Annotated in this window: 17 protein-coding genes; 9 read left to right on the forward strand and 8 right to left on the reverse strand. The window is 54.5% G+C overall.

All coding sequences use genetic code 11. The features are described from left to right. Positions 1-79: 79 nt before the first annotated feature. Positions 80-1,225, reverse strand: a complete 1,146-nt coding sequence (locus EI42_RS13810) for a WD40/YVTN/BNR-like repeat-containing protein (RefSeq protein ID WP_111322923.1) — start codon at positions 1,223-1,225, stop codon at positions 80-82. Positions 1,226-1,394: 169 nt separating this feature from the next. On the opposite strand from EI42_RS13810, the gene cobT reads away from it, so the two are divergent. The 5 genes from cobT to EI42_RS13835 all read left to right on the forward strand — a co-directional run bounded on the left by cobT (position 1,395) and on the right by EI42_RS13835 (position 8,801). Continuing rightward, positions 1,395-2,468: a nicotinate-nucleotide--dimethylbenzimidazole phosphoribosyltransferase gene (gene cobT, locus EI42_RS13815; RefSeq protein WP_246046267.1), complete on the forward strand. Its 1,074-nt coding sequence runs from the start codon at positions 1,395-1,397 to the stop codon at positions 2,466-2,468. A 334-nt stretch (positions 2,469-2,802) separates the two neighbouring features. Then, the gene (locus EI42_RS13820) at positions 2,803-4,440 is read left to right on the forward strand and encodes a S8 family serine peptidase (protein WP_111322927.1); all 1,638 of its coding nucleotides are present in this window, start codon (positions 2,803-2,805) and stop codon (positions 4,438-4,440) included. Positions 4,441-4,633: 193 nt separating this feature from the next. Next, on the forward strand, positions 4,634-6,286 hold the full coding sequence (locus EI42_RS13825; protein WP_111322929.1) for a S8 family serine peptidase: 1,653 nt from the start codon (positions 4,634-4,636) through the stop codon (positions 6,284-6,286). A gap of 379 nt (positions 6,287-6,665) precedes the next feature. Continuing rightward, positions 6,666-8,258 carry a S8 family peptidase gene (locus EI42_RS13830; RefSeq protein ID WP_170142606.1) on the forward strand — a complete coding sequence of 531 codons (1,593 nt, stop codon included), beginning with the start codon at positions 6,666-6,668 and terminating at the stop codon, positions 8,256-8,258. A gap of 117 nt (positions 8,259-8,375) precedes the next feature. Further along, positions 8,376-8,801, forward strand: a complete 426-nt coding sequence (locus EI42_RS13835; RefSeq protein ID WP_170142607.1) for an OsmC family protein — start codon at positions 8,376-8,378, stop codon at positions 8,799-8,801. 25 nt (positions 8,802-8,826) lie between these two features. Here EI42_RS13835 and EI42_RS13840 read toward each other — a convergent pair whose 3' ends face one another. The 6 genes from EI42_RS13840 to EI42_RS13865 form a co-directional block, all read right to left on the reverse strand. Beyond that, the gene (locus EI42_RS13840) at positions 8,827-9,222 is read right to left on the reverse strand and encodes a DUF4383 domain-containing protein (RefSeq protein WP_170142608.1); all 396 of its coding nucleotides are present in this window, start codon (positions 9,220-9,222) and stop codon (positions 8,827-8,829) included. A 101-nt stretch (positions 9,223-9,323) separates the two neighbouring features. Beyond that, complete coding sequence (locus EI42_RS13845) at positions 9,324-9,689, reverse strand: PLDc N-terminal domain-containing protein (RefSeq protein ID WP_111322937.1); 366 nt, start codon at positions 9,687-9,689, stop codon at positions 9,324-9,326. 146 nt (positions 9,690-9,835) lie between these two features. Next, complete coding sequence (locus EI42_RS13850; protein ID WP_111322939.1) at positions 9,836-10,273, reverse strand: PLDc N-terminal domain-containing protein; 438 nt, start codon at positions 10,271-10,273, stop codon at positions 9,836-9,838. Positions 10,274-10,418: 145 nt separating this feature from the next. Next, on the reverse strand, positions 10,419-10,835 hold the full coding sequence (locus tag EI42_RS13855; RefSeq protein WP_111323095.1) for a PLDc N-terminal domain-containing protein: 417 nt from the start codon (positions 10,833-10,835) through the stop codon (positions 10,419-10,421). Positions 10,836-10,860: 25 nt separating this feature from the next. After that, positions 10,861-11,283 (reverse strand): PLD nuclease N-terminal domain-containing protein, encoded by a 423-nt coding sequence (locus tag EI42_RS13860; RefSeq protein ID WP_111322941.1) that lies wholly within the window; start codon positions 11,281-11,283, stop codon positions 10,861-10,863. Between the two features lie 207 nt (positions 11,284-11,490). Beyond that, complete coding sequence (locus EI42_RS13865) at positions 11,491-11,712, reverse strand: PLDc N-terminal domain-containing protein (protein WP_111322943.1); 222 nt, start codon at positions 11,710-11,712, stop codon at positions 11,491-11,493. Positions 11,713-11,957: 245 nt separating this feature from the next. Here EI42_RS13865 and EI42_RS13870 point away from each other — a divergent pair, with 245 nt between their 5' ends. From EI42_RS13870 to EI42_RS13880, 3 genes are all read left to right on the forward strand, one after another. After that, the gene (locus EI42_RS13870) at positions 11,958-12,869 is read left to right on the forward strand and encodes a hypothetical protein (RefSeq protein ID WP_111322945.1); all 912 of its coding nucleotides are present in this window, start codon (positions 11,958-11,960) and stop codon (positions 12,867-12,869) included. 422 nt (positions 12,870-13,291) lie between these two features. Further along, positions 13,292-14,512 (forward strand): 6-phosphofructokinase, encoded by a 1,221-nt coding sequence (locus tag EI42_RS13875; protein WP_111322947.1) that lies wholly within the window; start codon positions 13,292-13,294, stop codon positions 14,510-14,512. 142 nt (positions 14,513-14,654) lie between these two features. Next, positions 14,655-15,932: a phospholipase D-like domain-containing protein gene (locus EI42_RS13880; RefSeq protein WP_111322949.1), complete on the forward strand. Its 1,278-nt coding sequence runs from the start codon at positions 14,655-14,657 to the stop codon at positions 15,930-15,932. Positions 15,933-15,993: 61 nt separating this feature from the next. Here EI42_RS13880 and EI42_RS13885 read toward each other — a convergent pair whose 3' ends face one another. Beyond that, positions 15,994-16,380 (reverse strand): tautomerase family protein, encoded by a 387-nt coding sequence (locus EI42_RS13885; RefSeq protein ID WP_111322951.1) that lies wholly within the window; start codon positions 16,378-16,380, stop codon positions 15,994-15,996. A gap of 259 nt (positions 16,381-16,639) precedes the next feature. On the opposite strand from EI42_RS13885, the gene EI42_RS13890 reads away from it, so the two are divergent. Further along, the gene (locus EI42_RS13890; RefSeq protein WP_111322953.1) at positions 16,640-17,383 is read left to right on the forward strand and encodes a DUF4097 family beta strand repeat-containing protein; all 744 of its coding nucleotides are present in this window, start codon (positions 16,640-16,642) and stop codon (positions 17,381-17,383) included. Positions 17,384-17,467 lie beyond the last annotated feature (84 nt).

Here is a 17,467-nt window from a genome sequence, read left to right on the forward strand (position 1 = left end):
CAAACACAGGGATTCTTGAGGAAGATGCAGGTTCTCACGAGAACATGGCTGGCATGCCCCATGAGAACCTGTTGCAGGCTTATCGAATGCTATAGGTAACCTTGCGCCAATGCGAGCCGCCATCCGCTGTCACATAGAGCGAACTCGCATCAACAGCCCACCCGTTCTGCATATCGACAAAGCTAAGCGCCCGAAAATGTCCAATGTTTGTGCTGATCTTTTTCCAGCTTTTGCCGGCATTGTCGGTAAAGTACATGGTTTGGCCCTCGGGATCCGAGCCCCAGGCATGTTGTGCATCCACAATGTAGAGATTTTCCAGCGACTCCCGAACCAGCGCCCCGGGCTCTTGCGGATAATCTGGTTGCCAGGTTTCACCACCATCATAGGTCTTATAGAGCAGGGTTCCCTCGGTCGGCTTGCCGTCCAGCTTTCCCTGCACATAGACCGGCATCATGCCATAATCGCCGATCAGAATGGGCGGCGTCGTACGATAGGCAAGCTGCTGACCTTCCAGCGTGGGCAGGCTCTGGCGCTTCCAGGTTTTCCCCTGATCGGTTGTTTTATAGAGCCAGGGTGCACCTGAAGGCTCGCTTCCGGTAGCCCACCCGGTGGTGGCATCCTTAAACGTCAGGCCATTCTTCACCCCGCGGCGTGGCAGGCCGCTTGCCGGATCTTCGGTTGTTGCCAGCTTCTCCCAGTGCTCCCCGCCGTCACGTGTATGAAAAAGAGCAACGACCATCGAGCCCGCATCACTCGCGCCCGTGCACTCAAGCCAGCCCTCATCGAGATTGATAAAATGGGGCGTCATCGCTCCGTGGAGAGGCAACCCGCTGAGCACCGAATCCTGCCAGCTTTGTCCACCATCTACCGTCCGATAGACGTGCACCTTCTGCTCATTTTGCAGCACAACCGAGAGCCAGCCCCGCAGCTCATCTCGAAACGCGCCACGCAGCAGCACAATCCTGCCCGGCGTATTCGGGGTTACGTCGTGCCAGCTCTGCCCGCCGTTCACCGTCCTGACAACACTTCGCTCTGTGACGGCCCACCCGTTGGTTTTATTCAGCATACGCAACACAAGCAGTGGATCGCGCCGGGGCGGCAGCGTCGGGCTCGGCGTCGGAGTCGATGCGCTCGATTCCATTGATGGCAACCCATTACACCCGACCAGAGCGCACGAGAGAAGAAGTAAAATACAGGTTATATAGCGCTTATAATGCCGGTTCATGAATAATCCTTTCAGAGCAACGCTTTTTGCTGCTACCAAAAAACACCCTGACAACTGAACACACCACTTCTTTCCCTTATTATGCCATAATCGGGCGTGAACTATCCGTGATAGAATGACAGTATTGATAGGAACCTATATACAAGACAGAAATGGAGACAAAGAATCCTTGAGCGAGTTTTCTACCATTCTGGCGACATCGCTGGCCTCTATTACCCCCCTTGATCGGGCCGCGATGGAACAGGCACGCCAGCGTCAGCAGCAGCTTACCAAGCCAGCCGGCAGCCTCGGTCGCCTGGAAGAGATCGCCATTCGGATCGCGGGCATGCAGCAAACCCCCGTTCCCCGCATCAACCATAAAGCCGTTATTGTGATGGCAGGCGATCACGGCGTCACCCGCGAGGGCGTCAGCGCGTATCCGGCAGCAGTCACGCCCCAGATGGTGCTCAATTTCTTGCAGGGAGGCGCGGCAATTAATGCTCTGGCGCGGCAGGCGAACGTGCAGATGATTATTGTTGATGTCGGCGTAGCTGCCGAGCTCTCTCACCCCGGGCTGCTCTCGCGCAAGGTCGCGTATGGCACCGCGAATATGGCTCAGGGGCCCGCCATGACACCGGAACAGATGATGCAGGCGCTGCTTGTCGGCATCGAGACGGCTCACGCGACGATCGCGCAGGGAGCCGACCTTCTGGCAATCGGCGAAATGGGCATCGGGAATACGACAGCCGCCAGCGCCATTGCAGCCGCGCTGCTCCAGTTGCCCGTCAGCGAGCTCACCGGGTATGGCACCGGGATCGATGAAGAGCAGCGTCAGCATAAAGTGCGCGTGATCGAACAGGCGCTGGCCGTCAATCAACCTGACCCCCTGAACCCGCTTGAGGTCCTGCGTTGTGTCGGTGGGCTGGAAATCGCGGGCCTGGTCGGCGTGCTGATCGGCGCAGTGGAACACCGCGTTCCCGTCGTGATTGATGGCTTTATTTCTACCGCCGCTGCGCTTGTTGCATCTACCTTACATCCCACCATTCGCGAGTATCTCTTTGCCGGACACGCCTCCGTCGAGCGCGGTCACCGCCTGATCCTGGAGCGGCTGGAGCTTCGCCCGCTGCTTCAGCTTGATATGCGACTCGGTGAGGGAACCGGCGCGGTACTTGCGATGCAGATCGTCGAGGCCGCTGTGTGTACCCATAGCGAGATGGCCACTTTTGCCGAAGCGGGCGTCAGTGATCGCCCCGAACACGCTTGATTGTCTCAGAACCGGTCAGCAAGCCGGTTCTTTTTTTCTCTCGCGCCCTCTTATTCACGCATATCAATCGAGCAGTTAAGATTCTCTCCCTGAAAGAGGAAAATTCCAGCTCCTCTCTTCACCTGATCTCAACCAGAAGTAAACCGCTTTTCCAGATAGTCCCATTATGCTGGAAAGGAATGTGTCATTTTAACATATGCCACTTCATTCAAAGTGAAGGAGAGGGGAACACGTGGAGGTGGACATCTCACTCGACAGCATCCCCGCTGCATCAACAGGGAACATCGTTTCAGCAGAAGGACGCCCGCGCGGCGCACGAAAGGACATGTAATTCATGCAAAGCAAGTACTATCGTACCCTGCTTCCTCTGGCCTTATTGCTGGCCGCATGCCTGTTCCTCAGCAGTCCACTTTTGGACGTACAGGGCATTGGCCCGGCAAAGAACTACATTCTGGTATTTCAACCGCAACAGCAAACCCTTCCTCAAACCGTCATCAGCAGAGGACATACTGTTGTCTATGACCTGAGCGCAGCCGGGGTAATGGTTGTGCGCACCCATATCCCTGACGACCTGATACATATTCCCGGCATCATCAGCGTTGCACCAGACCGCCCGCATATCACCATTCCCGCTAAACCGACAAAACCGCTCACTTCTGGCCTGCTTCATCCCCTTCAGGTGTCCAGCAAGGCCGAAGGCTGCGCGAGCAACGAAGCAGTCTGCCCGCAACAATGGGATCTGGAGCGCATTCATGTGCCTCAGGCCTGGGAAAAGACGCGCGGATCGAGAAAGGTACGCGTCGCTGTCCTCGATAGTGGACTGACTTCCACTCATGAAGCGCTTGGCGATAACTATGATAAAGAGGCCAGCAAGTCATTTGTTGAACCAACGAACTGCGCACAGGATTCGGATGTCAACAGCCTTGAGGACTTCAATGGACATGGCACCTGGACCGCGCTGCACATCGCTGGAAAGAACACCTCGCGCATGAGCGGCATCGCGCCCGAAACCACGCTGATCAACCTGCGTGTGCTCAACGCCTGCGGCATCGGAACCGATAGCTGGATTCTGGCCGCCTTGATGCATGCTCACAAGGTTGGCGCACAGATCGTCAGCATGTCGCTGGGCGGCTTTGTATGCGCGGATGGCGTCGTGAAGGAGTCCTACTATTGCCGCACCGAGAAAGACGCCAGAGATGGCGCTTCCACCTGGAAAGCTTACAACCAGACTATTTCCTATCTGTTGCAGCATGGAACGCTGGTGGTGGCCTCCGCAGGCAATGAGCACGTCCAGCTCGACCAGAACGGGCGCGTGATGGGAAAAAGCAGCGTCGGCTTTGGCGCGGAGAAGAACGACCCGAGCAACAACCTGTACGGGCTCCGTGAGATCCCCGCTGGCATTCCCGGCGTGCTGACCGTGAGCGCGACCAACCGCATCACCCAGGCCGCGCAGGCAGGTGAAACCAGGCACGGACAGTATGGGCAGGGACTCCGCGACCAGCTCGCCTACTACAGCAACTACGGGGCCCGTATCGATGTCTCAGCGCCCGGCGGCTCGCGAAACTATAACGTGCCACGCTTCGACTGCATTTCGACTCGCTGTGATGGCCTGACCCCCTCCTCGTCCGGCGGAGACGACCATACCGGCGTCTTTGGCGCGTTCGGTATTGATGAGAAGGGACAACTCTGTAGCAACTGCTATAGCTATTTGCAGGGCACCTCGATGGCCGCGCCAACCGTCTCCGGAGTCGCCGCACTGGTGCTTGCGCGTCATCCGGGCATGTCGGTGCAGGAGCTAACGAAGCTGCTCAAGCGCTCTGTCACGCCCTTCCTCGATAAGAACGCCACGCCGCCCGCCGCCAGCAATAGCAAGAGCCCCTACTATAACTATACGATCGATTATGATGCGGCTCCGATCAGCAATCACCTGATGGGAACAGGCATCATCGACGCGGCTCGCGCTGTATCCTGAGTCCTCATTCCGACAACTATCATCAGTGGGGGCGTTCGCTCGCCCTCACTCCTGCAATTCTCTCCTTTGTGGAATATGCAGAACGAGCACCACTTATAGTACATACGAATGTCCTTTTACTAGAAGTGCTTTATGTTTAGAAGTGGTATCAGTCGTATCATCATATCTGCAAGTGAAAGGATAGAGAATAGCAATGCAGGGAATGAGAAAAACGATCGGCGTACTGCTTCTCATCAGTCTGAGCTTCCTGGGCGCTCTGGCGCTGCTTCCTCAGCGGGTGCAGGCAGTATCGCCCGAACAAAACTACATCCTCCGCTACGATGATGCCAGCAGAATCGACATGCAGAACCTCACCCGAAGTGGGCACAGGGTCGTGCACGATTTGCGGCAGGCGGGCATACTGGTTGTCCGCTCGCACAGCCCTGAGCAGCTCCAGCGGCTTCCCGGGCTCGGCGATCTGATTCAGGATCGTCCACAACAGATGCTTCCACAGCACGAGTTCGTCACCGCCTATAGCGCGCCAGAGCTTCACGCTGGCGCACGGCAGAACGAGCAGGGCTGTGCTTCGGTCTCGACGTATTGTGCGCTGCAATGGGACCTGAAGCGGATTCATGTTCCCGAGGCATGGCGCGTGACGCAGGGCTCACCCACGATCACCGTTGCTGTACTGGACACAGGAATTACGTCGAGTCATGAACAGGTCGGGGCAAACTATGATAAAGCAGCCAGCCGCTCCTTTGTGCAACCAAGCCTCGAGTGCGCCCTTGACAAAGGGAACACCAGCAGCCTGGAAGACATGAACGGACATGGCACCTGGGTTGCAACCCATATCGCGGGCAAAAACGGGCTGCGCATGACCGGCATTGCACCACAGACCCGCCTGATTAACCTGCGGACCCTCAATGCCTGCGGCACCGGCTTCCATAGCTGGTTCTTTGCTGCAATGCTCTATGCAAATACGGTGGGCGCTCGCGTCGTCAATCTGTCGCTTGGCAGCTATATCTGTGCCGATGGTGTGGTGAAAGAGTCGTACTACTGCAACACACAGGAGAAAGCGCAGAACGGTCCCTCGCTCTGGCGCACCTATACGCAGGTCGTGCGCTATCTCCTCGATCACAACACGCTGGTCGTCGCGGCCGCTGGAAATGAGCACGTCAATCTCGATAAAGACGGGCGCGTTCTCAACAAGAGCAGCGTTGGCTATGCCGTGCAGGCAAACAACCCGGCAAACAGCCTCTATGGCACCCGCGAGGTTCCCGCCGGCCTTCCTGGCGTGATTGCCGTTGCCGCGATCAATCGAATAACCGCCATTGGACAGCCCGGCGAGACACGACACGGACAGTTTGGCGCGGGCAAAAGAGATCAGCTCGCGTTCTACAGCAACTATGGCGGACGTATCGATCTGGCGGCCCCGGGAGGCGCACGCAATTATAACGTCCCCCAATTCGACTGTGTAAATAACAACACAAAATGCAGCCGTCTTGATTTTTCCAGCCCCACCCAGGCCGACAATCCGGGCGTCTTTGGTGCGTATGGCGTGAACGCAAGCGGTCAGCCATGCTCCAATTGTTACGCTTTCCTGCAAGGAACCTCGATGGCCGCACCTCAGGTCACAGGCGTGGCGGCCCTGGCACTGGCAGCACATCCTGAGATGACGGCGTGGGAACTGGCAGCCTGGCTCAAAGACTCCTACACCTGGTATCACGATCCGAACGCGACGCCTCCCGCCGCCGATATGCCGAACAGCCCCTACACCAATTACAACATCAACTATAGCGGAAAAGGTCTTCCAGAGTGGAAATTAGGCGTAGGCGTGATTGATGCAGCCCGGGCGGTCCGCCCCTGAACACACGAAACGGCATGGGTCATTGCTGGCCCATGCTGTTTTTTTTGCGGCTTTTATCGAAGATGTTCAGAGCATTGAGAAAAGGAATCGTACAGGAAGAGCATATTTCTCTGTCTATATAGCTCATCAATAGAGCCTGGCTGTATCCTTTCCATAACCATTTCTTAACCAAATTTACACCATTTTATATTGATTCATGAATGGAGATATATCATAATAACAATGAAGAGGTGGAAGGAACCATACGAGAAGAAGCCGCAACTGCCAACCTTCCCCTCACGGCTCGCCCTGTGATATTGGTTGTTTCTTTAGAGGAAAGGACGTACACAACTCTATGAAACGCTACCGCGCAGCCATTCCTATCTTGGTGTTAGCAGGGATGCTAGCTCTGACCTTTCTTGCTTCCCTCCCTGAGCGTGTCGAGGCGGTCGCGAAGACTGATAATTACATCCTGCTTTACAATCAGCAGACGAAAATCGACAAGAACGCCCTGACAAAGAACGGGAACAAGATTATCTTCGACCTCAGTCAGGCAAAGGTGATGGTTGTCCGCTCAAACAACCCGAACGAGCTTAAGAAGGTTCCTGGCGTGATTGGCCTGGCAAAAGACAAGCGCTCCGTCCGCCTGCCGGGAAATGAAGTCAAGAACATTACCACAGTCCCGCAGACAAAGGCCGCAGCCGCGCAATGTGCCTCGGTCGAGACCTCCTGCCCGTTGCAGTGGGATCTGGCCCGCATCAACGTGCCTCAGGCCTGGAAGACTACCCAGGGCTCGAAAGCGGTGCGTGTGGCCGTCGTGGATACCGGTGTAAACTCGTCGCACGACGCGCTTGGATCCAACTATGACAAGGCGTCAAGCCGCTCCTTCGTGCAGCCTGACGCTGATTGCCCCCAGGAAGTTGACGCCAGCAACCCGGAGGACCAGCAGGGTCACGGCACCTGGGTTGCGACCCACATCGGCGGCAGAAACGGCACGCTGATGACCGGTATTGCCCCGAACACCACGCTGGTCGGCATTCGCGTCCTCAACGCCTGCGGTTATGGCTATGATAGCTGGATTCTGGCCGGTCTGATGTATGCCAGCACGATCAATGTCGACATCATCAATATGTCACTTGGCGGCTATGTCTGCGCCGAGGGCATCGTTCCTGAGTCCTACTACTGCAACAATGCCGAGAGCGTTGGCGACAGCCAGACCGTGTGGAAAACCTACACCCAGATCGTGAAATTCCTGATGGAGCGCGGCACGCTGATCATCGCCGCTGCCGGTAACGATCACGTTCGCCTTGATCGCGAAGGGCATGTTGCGGGCCCGAGCAGCGTCGCGTTCGCCGCCCCGATGAACCATCCCGCGAACAACCTCTATGGTCTGAGCGCCGTTCCCGCCGGGATCCCGGGTGTCATCACAGTTGCAGCCACGAACCGCATCACAGCAAAGGGTGGCCCTGATGAGACGCTCTACGGGCAGTATGGCGAGAACCTGAAGGATCAGCTCTCGTACTACAGTAACTTCGGACGCCGTATCGATGTCTCTGCACCGGGCGGCTCGGTAAACTACAATATTCCACCGTTCGACTGCAAGAGCACCGAGTGCTCGCGCCTCCGCTATACCAGCATGGCGAACGCAGACAACCCCGGCGATTTCGGCGCATGGGGTGTTGATGCCAATGGTAACCCCTGCGCGACCTGCTATGCCTTCGCTATTGGTACCTCGATGGCGGCCCCTCAGGTCGCTGGCGTGGCAGCCCTGGCGCTGGCAGCCCATCCGAATATGACAGCGAAGGAACTGTCGGCATGGCTGAAGAAATCAGTCACCCGCTTCCTGAACAAAAACGAGACGCCTTCCGCCGCCGAAGATCCGGCAAGCCCGCACTATAACTACGATATGGATTACGGCACGCCAGGCATTCCAACCTATGAAGAAATGGGCAAAGGCGTGATAGATGCAGCGAAAGCGGTTGCAGCAAAATAGCGCCGCCTATCCAGACATACTCTCTTAGCACATTGTGGGAACCATTCTCCTTTGTGGGAATGGTTCTTTTTTTGTGGTATGCTGAGATATCGTCTTTTTCAGGAGGACTTTGAAAGAATGGCTAATGAAATCTCTGTCCATGCGACACTGGACGGCAAGATGCGGTTTCAGGCGGAAACGGGAAGCGGTTTCACGTTGAGCATGGACGCAGCCCCGGAAAGTGGTGGCGAGAACTCAGCACCCCGCCCGACAGAGGTGATGCTTGCGTCTCTGGCTGGCTGTACTGGTATCACCCTGGTCTCGATTCTGCGCAAACAGCGTCAGGAAATCACCAGCTACGAACTGCACCTCCGCAGCGAGCGCACCAGCGCCCCCGGCACCTATACCACCATCACGGTTGAACACGTGCTGTCCGGGCCAACGCTCACCCTTGCTCGGGTTGAACGAGCGCTGGAACTGGCCGAACAGCACTGCACGGTGGGCATTCTACTCGGCAAAGCGCTTGAGATCAAGCATACGGTTCGCCTCGTCGAACATGCCTGATTGCTCTTGAGCCTTTCCCCTGGCACTATGCCGCGGGGACGGGCTCACGCCTGTAGGCAAAGCCAAAGTACAGAGCAATCGCACCCGCAACAAAGTGGAAAAGGTGATCCCCGATGTTCGCGTGCATAATACCAAGCAGACGATGATCAAAGTAGAGAAACGGATACAACAGCCCGAGCAGCGCAAGCACAACATACACCACGCCGAAAATCTGATTAAAGCGCCGATCCCACCCCATAATTACGCAACTCAACGCCAGAAAACCGGTTGCCAGATGAATGAAGTTATGCACAATATCGAGGTCCAGCCCCAGAAAATTCGCGGGCTGCATGGTTGATGTGTTGCCAATTCCCAGTACACCGACGATAAGAAACACAATGGTGACAATCAGGGTATAATAGCGGCTGGCAGTCCAGGGCATAGAAACGCTCCTTTTCACATGCCACATGGGTTAAACAGTTCTCTCTTTAGTATACCATCTCTCTTGCTCAGCCGCTTCCCTTTTACCCGAAATACAGCATATCAGGGCCAGGGATTCGGGGGGCCCCAATGCGTGCTTGCCCCCGGCGGTGGTGCAGGCGCTCCATATGTTGGAGGCGGAACAGGCGCTCCATAGGGCGGAAGCGACATCGGGTGCGAGGGCGGATAGGGTGTATAGAACATTATAAATTTGCGCTTCGGGCGATCAATCAGCATGTAGAGCAGCGAGCCGAGAAACGGGAAAAAGATCATCAACACTACCCAGACCACTTTCATCGTATCCGTAATACCCCGGTTGCTCAGGCAGTCAACCAGCATCCAGACCCAGAACACCACCAGCGCGATTGGCAAAACAACAAACAGCAAGATAACGCCCAGTAGAAATAATGTTGCTATGAATTCGGACATGTATGCCTCCTGAACGAACAGTCAGCCGAATAGAGAAACAGGGTTTTCTCGAAGATCAAAAGAGAAGACAGCTTTTTCATTTCGTCTCTTCAGTATAGCAGCTATTCGCTTTTTTCGCTAGATATTGTGCGTTCCTTCACCCTGATTCACCAGTCACTCCATTGTTGTTGTTGCTGCTGCTCCTGTGGCGGCTCGGGATAGGTCGCTTGTGGCTCCTCGTACTGTTCCCATTGGGCACGGGAAGGCGTGGCAGGCGCTTCAGAGGCCCAGTGAGGCTCGGGCAACTCCCGATAGTTTGCGTGATCATTTGCCGACCAGGATGGCAGCGGAGCCTGAACACGCGTCGGCTCATAATAATATCGAACTTTTGCCTTCTTCCTGTCGGTAAAAAAGTAGACCACAGGAGCAACAGGAGAGCACAGAAGCATCAGGATCACCCAGATCAGCTTCATGGTGTCGGAGATGCCCCGATTCCTGAGGCAGTGGATCAGCATCCAGAGAAAGAGGACCAGCGTCACGAGTGGGAACACCAGAAACAACAGGATAAAGCCCAGATTAAGGAGCATCAGCATGGATTCGGACATGTACGCCTCCTGAACGAGCGATCAGCCGAACAGCAAAATAGCATCTTCTAGAAGAATAGACGTAAAGAAGAACGTTTTGTTGCAGTCTCTTCAGTATAGTAGCTATTCGCTTTTCTCACCAGGTGCTGAACGTTCCCCTGATTCATCAGTCACGCCATTGTTGTTGCTGCTGCTCCTGTGGCGGTTCGGGATAGATCGCTCGTGGCTCCTCGTACTGTTCCCATTGGGCACGGGAAGGCGTGGCAGGCGCTTCAGAGGCCGAACGAGGCTCGGACCGCGCCTGATAGCTTGCATGATATGATGCCGACCAGGATGCCTGCCGAGCCTGAATGCGCATCGGCTCATAATAATACTGGATTTTCGCCTTCTTTCTGTCGGTAAAAAAATAGACAAAAGAGGCAATAGGAGAGAACAGGATCATCAACACCACCCAGAGCAATTTCATGGTGTCAGAGATACCCCGATTTTTGAGGCAATCGACCAGCATCCAGATCCAGAATACCACCAGCAGGATCGACAGAATAGCGATCACCGCAAATACAAGGAGAAAGAACAAAAACATGACAAGACCCATTTGTTCGCTCCATTCACTCTTTCTGTCGCTGCTGCTGCATCATTTCTTGCTCATGCGGCGCTTCCGGATAAGAAGCCATCGGCTCTTCATAGCGTTGCCAGTACGTTTCCGCTTCTTTGGGCTCTACAGGCACATATCCCTGCTCATAGGACCGCTCTTCCCGGGACTGTTCCTGCCCTTTATAATAATGCGCCGTATTCACCGGGGTATACTGGGGCGTCTCAACAGGCGGGGTTGTTCTCTGTCCCGAGAGCCTGCGCCCCCAGAAGATATAGAGGAACGTACCACCCCAGGGAATCAGCCAGATCAGCACAATCCAGAAGATTTTCTGCTCGTTCCTCAGCCGCCGGGCACAATCGACTGTTGCCCAGATCGACAGGAACACCCAGATCCACGAAGCGCCCCTACCGGCAAAGTCGAAAAAAAATGGAAACATTGTTCTCTCCTCGCTTTTCACGCCGTTTGAAGAGATACTCACTTTTTTTAAAAAGGAGTTGCATGCAGCTTATTCTATATAAAGGGTATGCACAGAAAACAGGCAATCCCTGAACTCGTTCTCTTCGCTGTATCCATACGGCTGGTATCAATACTATAGTACGTATATCCGATGACTCAGGTTGCCTCTTGCACCAAAAGTCCATAGTTAGCGCTCTCCTGGATAGCGATCACGGCGGTATTGCCAGCGTCTGCGCATCACATAGATGATCGCGCCAACGCCTGGCAGCAGGCCGATCAGGAGCAGCCAGCGCCGCTTGATACGCGGATCCAGTCGAGGATCACGCCAACAATCGATAAAGACCCAGATCCAGCATGCCACGCCCGCCGCCAGAATCAACGGGCCCATAAAGTCGGTTGATGCAACCATTCTTGCTCTCTCCTCTCATCGAGTGCACATTTCTGTCCTCCCTACTATAACCTAATATTCTCAGTCAAGAAACTCCCTCTTGCTGCTCACTTTTCCAGGATAAAGAAAAAATTTGCAAAGTTCTGCTATTTTTTACCAGGAAAGTATTGACATTTTTCCTGCTGACATGGTAATATTCTTTCAAAGAGCAGCAAAAATAATCAATAGAATATAAATTTTTGAACATTCTGAAAGGAAAAAAGTTCATGTGGCAGCAAGCATTCTCTATTCAAGGACATAAACCCCGCATCGTTTTCAGCACCATTGAGGGCAATATCACCGTTCGCACCTGGGAGAAAAAAGAGATCATGGTTGAAGCAGCCGAGCCAATTCAGGGGCTGCGCTTTGAAGCGGATACCCTCTTTGTCTCGCACTATCGCAGCGATGTCACCGCCTGGGTTCCGCGCATCAAAGGGCTCTTATTCAACTACACCAACACACAGGTCACAGTCGAACGCTCAACGGGTACCGTCTCCATCGAGCGCACAGGCTCCGTTGATATCCGCAACCACACCGGGCGCGGCTTTCTGGATCGCATCGAGGGCAGTGTCCACCTCTTCCAGATCAGCGATGGGGTAGAAAGCACCTCGATTGGTGGCAGTCTTGAAGCCTTTGAGCTGCCCTCGCTTCGCGTGCTTGGCTCCGTTGGTGGCAGCACCACCACCCGGCAATGCGGGCAGGTCGCTCTCGAAAATATCGGTGGCAGCCTGACGGCGACCGGTATTGGCGACATGCTTTCCTGCGAAAATATCGGCGGCAGCATTCACATTCAGGATAGCCCCCGAGCGGTCATCAATACGCCACGCGCAGGCGGCAGTGCCACGATTGAGCAGGTAGGCACGATTCGTTCGGTTCACGTTGGTGGCAGCCTGACCCTTGCCGGGAACATCACAAACGAGGGGCCAACCTCCTTCTTTGCAGGCGGCAGCATCACCTATCTCCTGCCTGCAAACCCGCATATGACCATTCAGGCTCATTGTGGCGGCAACATCCGCGGCAGCGCCGTTGCTCAGTCGCGCAACAATGCGGCCACGCTGATCTATGGTGAAGGGAGCAGTATGCTGACTCTGCACGCGGGTGGCAGCATCACAATACATGGCAATCAGGTCAACCGCTAAACACTGTGCCGGAAGGATGCAGCTTCTTTCCGGCATTTCATTGATATATATTGATATAAGCATCATTTTCACCACTCCCTACCTCAATTTCCGCTCTCCCTCATCGATTCTCTCTGGAGTATGAACAGGCTGTAGAGCACATTCCTCAAGCATAAAAAGAAGAATTCATAGTATTTCTTGAAAGATAGCTCTACCAGAACAAGGCATATCTCATTTTCAAAAGAAAGTACTACCGTTTTTGATGAAAACAGACAAAGAATTAACAGAATGCTGTATCTGTGGTATGCTTTGCCTCAAAGAGAGAATATTCCCTGTTTGGTAGCTCATCAGAGTTGCAGAGAGGAACAACAGAAAAGATCTTCCGGCGCATCTCTCGGGAGGGAGAAGGCGTCGAGGGACAAATGATGAGGAGGTTTTCTTCTATGCCTGCTAAAGTCACTCGTCCTATTCGCTCTCTTGGTGTTCTGACCGGCGGCGGCGACGTTCCCGGCCTGAATGCCGCCATCAAGGCGATGGTCTATCGGGCCGCGACAATGGATATTCGTGTCATGGGCCTGCGTCTGGGTTGGGAAGGCATCACCCTGCTGGATCGCAGCCGCTCCCGTGATGAGCTGGTGTTTCGGCTCGACGAGCCTGCGAGCTGGAAGGGAGGCTATCTCCTGCCACTCACTCGCCTCAACACACGCGACATCGACCGCCAGGGTGGCACCATTCTCCAATCAACACGCACCAATCCTGCCCGCATGAAGGTCGCCGATCTGCCGCCCCACCTCAAGCATTATGGGGAGGGAAAGCAGCCCGACGATCGCGTCGATCTGACCGATGAGGTCATCAAGAACCTTGAGTTCCTTGAGCTCGATGGACTGGTCGTCATTGGCGGAGATGATACGCTGAGCTTCGGCGCCAGGCTGGTTGAACGTGGCGTTCCTGTCTGGGGTATCCCCAAGACAATGGACAACGATGTGCCCGGTACCGAATACTGCATCGGCTTCCAGACTGCCATCAGCCGCGCCGCCGAGTTTATTAACCGTATTCGCTCAACTGCCGGTTCCCACGGGCAGACGGTCCTGTTCCGTATGTTCGGTCGCGACGCGGGCTTTACCGCGCTCGAAACCGCCGTTGTCACCTGGGCCGACCGCCTGATTATTCCCGAGGTGCCCGCAAACATCGACCATCTGGCCGAACTGATCGCGCATGACCGCGAGAACCCACAGCACTACTCAACGGTTGTGCTCTCCGAGGGGGCCAATCTGGGTGTTCCCGTCCCCGAGATAGGCGAGGCCGACGCGTATGGGCATCGCAAAAAGGCCAATGTCGCCGAATTTCTGGCCGAAGAGCTGACGAAACGCCTCAAAGGGGTGCGCTTCCTGCCGATCGATCTCACCTATTTCCTGCGCAGCGGTGAGCCAGAAGTGTATGACAAGCACATGGCGATCTTCTTCACCAACCTGATTATGAGCACGCTGGAAAAGGGTGAGCATGGCGTTATGGCCGCCTTCCGCGAGGGACAGTATATCGCCACCGATATTCCGGGAAAAACGCTCCCAGCCCGCCGGGTCAAACCCGAACAGTACCACCAGACACGTTATCGCCCCAATTTCGAGCATATTAGCGGACCGTATCAACCTCAACGCGAAGTCTAGCATTCTACAATGAAGTAAGAGGATGGGGAGCAGGGAAAGCACCTCAGCAAAGGACCGATGGCAATGACGCCATCTGTCCGTTCTATCGTGTACAATAGAGAGTGGCCTTTTTCTAAACTCAGCTTGAGAGGTTTACTTACCTATGACGACTTCACCGGAAACGGGACAGCGACCGCCACTCTTACGCCCGCGTATTCCTGTACGCAGCATTATACAGCGCGTTTTACTGGTCTTGTTCCTGCTGCAACTTCTAACCGCTGCCGTGTTGCAGGTTGTGTCAAGAATACGGCGTCTGAGACAGAAGGCGAAAACCTTTCCCCACCGCGAACTTGATGAGATCGCCGTTGGTGAAAATAACCATCTAAAGCTCTATAGCTATGGCTGCGATCTTTATGATGATATGCTCAAAGCAATTGACGAAGCAAAAGATTGTATCATGATCGAATCCTTTATCTGGAAGGGCGATGCCATAGGGAGAGCTTTTCGGGATCATCTGGCAAAGAAGGCAGAAGAGGGCGTTGATGTCTATGTCATCTTCGACGCGTTCGGCAATCTCGTTGTGCCACGGGCCTTTAAATCGTCCTTCCCCAAAAATGTGCATCTGTTCGAGTTCATGCCGGTACAACGCATCTGGCATATCTTCGACCCACGCCGCTACGCGCTGGATCATCGCAAGATTCTGGTGGTAGATGGCGAGATTAGCTTTATTGGTGGCTACAATATCGGCAGCGTGTACGCGACCCAGTGGCGCGATACGCATCTACGTATTCGGGGCGAGGCATCGGCTACACTGGCAAACTCGTTCATTGCCTTCTGGAATCGCTTCAAGCCGCATGGCATCGAGATTGAGCGCCACTACCAGACACAGTTCAATCCGCTGATCTCGGTCCATGGAAACGACGCGATCCGCCTGACCTTCCCGATTCGCGATATGTATATTGATGCAATTGATCGTGCCCAGAACTGCATTCTGCTGACAAATGCCTACTTTCTGCCTGATCATGCATTGCTCGCTGCGCTCAAAAATGCGGCACGACGTGGTGTTGATGTGCGCATTCTGGTTCCCTGGGTCTCAAATCATATCCTGACCGACTGGATCTCGCATGGCTACTTCCACGAGTGCCTGCAAGCTGGCATTCGGATTTTCAGCTATCGGCACTCCATGTTGCATGCAAAAACCTGCACCATCGATGACGAATGGTCCACTGTTGGCACGGCCAATCTGGATCGTCTGAGCTCCATTGGCAACTTTGAAATCAATGTCGAGATCTACAGCGAAGAGTTCGCACGGCAGATGCACACGCTCTTCGACTACGATACCTCCGACACATTTGAGCTTACGCTTGAGGATTGGGCAAAACGCCCCTGGTATGTTAAGGCCAGCGAAAAACTGCTGGCTCCCTGGCGCTTTATGATGTGAGATGCATGGAATCGGAAAAGGGGCGCGTCGATGCAGGCCGCCCCTTTCCGCTCTGACAGCGTTATACTTCTGCCCTCTGTGCTTCTCCATTGCCAAACGACCAATCAGCCCCGCTATTCTCAATCAGGTTGACAAAGACATCCTGTGACCGCACCCCCGGATTCTCCGCCAGCAGAGAGACTAACCGCCGATAGAACGCCTTCTTCTGCTCGACGGTCCGCCCACGGCGCATCGTGATTTGCAGGATCAGCAGATCATTACTCCGCTCAATCCCGAGATAGGTGGGATCATAGATCAGGCCGTCAGGCTCACACTCATGAAACACCTGAAAGCGATCATCCTGCGGAACGTCAATCGTCTCCACCATCGCCTGATGCACCGCCTCGCTGATTGCTGTCCGATACTCCGCCGATTTTCCACGCATTACACTGATTCTGACAAATGGCATAATCTCAAACTCCTTCTTTCTGATTGCTTGCACCCATCATAACAGCTCACTTTGTATCGAACAACACAATCTTTCTCAAGTAAAGTATCGATAATGCCGATAGATTAACAATTGTTGCGTGCCATAGTTGCTGCTGTGATACAACAGACTTCTTCACCGAATCTCAACCAAACTGTAACATTTCTGTAACACAATCCACAAAAATATCTGTCATACTCCTCATAGAAGCTTTTTATTCTCAAAAGTGTTGAGGAGTGCAATGGGAAGAAGTATTGTATGGGCCAGATGGGGAGGTTGCTTTCTCCTGTTTCTGCTGTTTGCTCTGAGCGCCTGTGACCAGAAGCAGATAACCTCGAAAACAGAGGACGGTGGTACGATTCCTTTTCAGGTCGTCGAGCCCCCGGAGCTGGTGATAGCAAGCGATGTAGCAGACATCGTGATCCGCAAGGGGGACAGCAATACCGTGACCTTCGCTATCACGCAGATCACAGATGAGGAGCGCAAGGACTTTCACATCACCGCGCGTCAGGATGGCAACACCATCCGCATAGAAGAGGTCTTACGTTCCAGAACAGCCAGCAATGAGACGCATCACGGGCCGCGCCTTGAGCTCACAACCCCGGAACACAGCAACATCCAGATCAAGAACAAGGTTGGTAGCTCCTCTATTGAGCAAATCACCGGCGTGGTCAAGATCCGTTCGGAGGCAGGAGCGATCGACATGAATGAGGTGACGCTGAAAGCCGGCTCGACGTTCCAGACCACAGCCGGAGCAATCGCCTTTCACGGTACGCTGGATACAACGGGCCCCTACTCTTTTGAAACCGAGGTCGGCTCGATTGATCTCACGCTGCCAGCCGATTCCGCCTTTCAACTCAATGCCTTCAGCACGCTCGGCCCTATCTCCAATGCCTTCGAGAGCGACGTGACGGGAAACAGCCCCAGAGCAGCGCTCACGCTGAGAACGGTGGTGGGCAATATCGCAATTCATAAGGCGAACTGAGCGTCGTCGGCTTCCCGGTATAAAGGAGGCTCGGGAGACCGGGCCTTCCTTTTCTTTACCAACAGGTCCCGGTTTTCTCATCTC

Origin of the sequence: Thermosporothrix hazakensis (assembly GCF_003253565.1) — a bacterium.
Taxonomy (GTDB): Bacteria; Chloroflexota; Ktedonobacteria; order Ktedonobacterales; family Ktedonobacteraceae; genus Thermosporothrix; species Thermosporothrix hazakensis.

Excerpts from the sequence above, each read along its gene's own strand:
- EI42_RS13810 (WP_111322923.1), bottom strand. The coding sequence starts at position 1,225 with ATGAACCGGCATTATAAGCGCTATATAACCTGTATTTTACTTCTTCTC.
- EI42_RS13845 (WP_111322937.1), bottom strand. The coding sequence starts at position 9,689 with ATGTCCGAATTCATAGCAACATTATTTCTACTGGGCGTTATCTTGCTG.
- EI42_RS13860 (WP_111322941.1), bottom strand. The coding sequence starts at position 11,283 with ATGTTTCCATTTTTTTTCGACTTTGCCGGTAGGGGCGCTTCGTGGATC.
- EI42_RS13850 (WP_111322939.1), bottom strand. The coding sequence starts at position 10,273 with ATGTCCGAATCCATGCTGATGCTCCTTAATCTGGGCTTTATCCTGTTG.
- EI42_RS13825 (WP_111322929.1), top strand. The coding sequence starts at position 4,634 with ATGCAGGGAATGAGAAAAACGATCGGCGTACTGCTTCTCATCAGTCTG.
- EI42_RS13855 (WP_111323095.1), bottom strand. The coding sequence starts at position 10,835 with ATGTTTTTGTTCTTTCTCCTTGTATTTGCGGTGATCGCTATTCTGTCG.
- EI42_RS13865 (WP_111322943.1), bottom strand. The coding sequence starts at position 11,712 with ATGGTTGCATCAACCGACTTTATGGGCCCGTTGATTCTGGCGGCGGGC.
- EI42_RS13830 (WP_170142606.1), top strand. The coding sequence starts at position 6,666 with ATGCTAGCTCTGACCTTTCTTGCTTCCCTCCCTGAGCGTGTCGAGGCG.
- EI42_RS13890 (WP_111322953.1), top strand. The coding sequence starts at position 16,640 with ATGGGAAGAAGTATTGTATGGGCCAGATGGGGAGGTTGCTTTCTCCTG.
- EI42_RS13880 (WP_111322949.1), top strand. The coding sequence starts at position 14,655 with ATGACGACTTCACCGGAAACGGGACAGCGACCGCCACTCTTACGCCCG.
- EI42_RS13870 (WP_111322945.1), top strand. The coding sequence starts at position 11,958 with ATGTGGCAGCAAGCATTCTCTATTCAAGGACATAAACCCCGCATCGTT.
- EI42_RS13835 (WP_170142607.1), top strand. The coding sequence starts at position 8,376 with ATGGCTAATGAAATCTCTGTCCATGCGACACTGGACGGCAAGATGCGG.
- EI42_RS13875 (WP_111322947.1), top strand. The coding sequence starts at position 13,292 with ATGCCTGCTAAAGTCACTCGTCCTATTCGCTCTCTTGGTGTTCTGACC.
- EI42_RS13885 (WP_111322951.1), bottom strand. The coding sequence starts at position 16,380 with ATGCCATTTGTCAGAATCAGTGTAATGCGTGGAAAATCGGCGGAGTAT.
- EI42_RS13840 (WP_170142608.1), bottom strand. The coding sequence starts at position 9,222 with ATGCCCTGGACTGCCAGCCGCTATTATACCCTGATTGTCACCATTGTG.
- EI42_RS13820 (WP_111322927.1), top strand. The coding sequence starts at position 2,803 with ATGCAAAGCAAGTACTATCGTACCCTGCTTCCTCTGGCCTTATTGCTG.